Origin of the sequence: Bacillus sp. GMs2/2 (assembly GCF_050172095.1) — a bacterium.
GTDB lineage: Bacteria > Bacillota > Bacilli > Bacillales > Bacillaceae_G > Bacillus_A > Bacillus_A cereus.
This window is the reverse complement of record NZ_JBNLYE010000732.1, coordinates 1-1110: the sequence shown is the minus strand read 5'-3', so window position 1 is coordinate 1110 and position 1110 is coordinate 1. Positions and strand designations below refer to the sequence as shown.

Sequence of the window (1110 nt, the reverse complement as noted above, 5' to 3'; positions counted from 1 at the left end):
AAGCCGAATACAATGTAATTAAGGGAAGGGAGGGTGAAAAAATGCTAGCGTCAGAAAATAAAACCATTGTACGAGAATACAGGGAATCCAAAGGTTTAAGTATTAAGGAAGTTTCTAAAGGCGCTAAAATTCCAATCGGCACATTATATGATGTTGAAATTGGGAGAAGGAGTCTCAAGGCTAATAAAGCCAAAAAAATGGCTGATTTTCTTGAAGTTCCAATCGAGAAACTTTTCAGACCAACATATTATCGTGCAATACCCATCACAGATTGAATTAACTTCATGTTATTGATTACATCTATTTTGTTCATATTCCTACTAAATGTATTGTAAATGAAATTCGGCTAAAAGACGAAATAATTATCACTAAAGTATAACTTTCGATATTTAGAAGGTTAAAATTCGAAATATTCCGTTCTTTGAAAACTGAATAATCCTAAAGGAGCTGTAAAAAATGGTTTTGAAACGATCGTATCAAAAACTGCTACTCTTTACGAGTGTACTTTTATTTGTGATGAGCTTCTTGATTCCACTGAATCAAGCCAGTGCGGAGGTAATCAATCGAGAAAGGTATCAGATGGATTGGGCCTATAGTCCGCAGTATGGGAAAGATGTTCGTACAGAGCTTTTAAAGAACGCTAGTGGTCAAATTGCGTATTGTCTGGTGTACGGTTTAAAATCTCCAAATGGAGAGGATTTACCCGAAGCGGGCAAAACAGATGATGTATCTTATCGCGTCCTACTGAATGGATACCCACAGAAAACACCAGAAAATTTAGGTGTTTCCACGTGGCAAGAAGCCCACTACGCAACGCAATTAGCTCTTTGGAATGCACTTGGCCAGATTTCCGTTGATGAATTACAGTTCAAGAATGCAGCTGTTCAAAAAGCGGCAAAGAACATTATTCATGCGGCAAATCAAAGCCAAGATACACAAGAGGTCTGGATGAATGTAATTCCAACGGATAAACAAGAAGCACAATTAAACGGTGAATATTTTGAAACAACAACATACAACGTTCAAACAAATGCAAAAAAAGGTACATTCCAAGTACAAATGAACAATGCACCACAAGGAACACGTGTTGTCACTGAACAAGGTGAAGCA

Annotated in this window: 2 protein-coding genes; both read left to right on the top strand. The window is 37.2% G+C overall.

Translation table 11 applies throughout. The features are described from left to right. The first annotated feature begins 41 nt into the window (after window positions 1–41). A complete protein-coding gene (locus ACQGS6_RS29110) occupies window positions 42–275 on the top strand; it encodes a helix-turn-helix domain-containing protein (protein WP_000881124.1) in 234 nt (77 codons plus the stop codon). Between the two features lie 181 nt (window positions 276–456). Further along, on the top strand, window positions 457–1110 hold a 654-nt coding region (locus ACQGS6_RS29105), incomplete at its 3' end, for a thioester domain-containing protein (protein WP_426966080.1).

Coding starts and splice junctions, on each gene's coding strand:
- ACQGS6_RS29110 (WP_000881124.1), top strand. CDS start 42: ATGCTAGCGTCAGAAAATAAAACCATTGTACGAGAATACAGGGAATCC.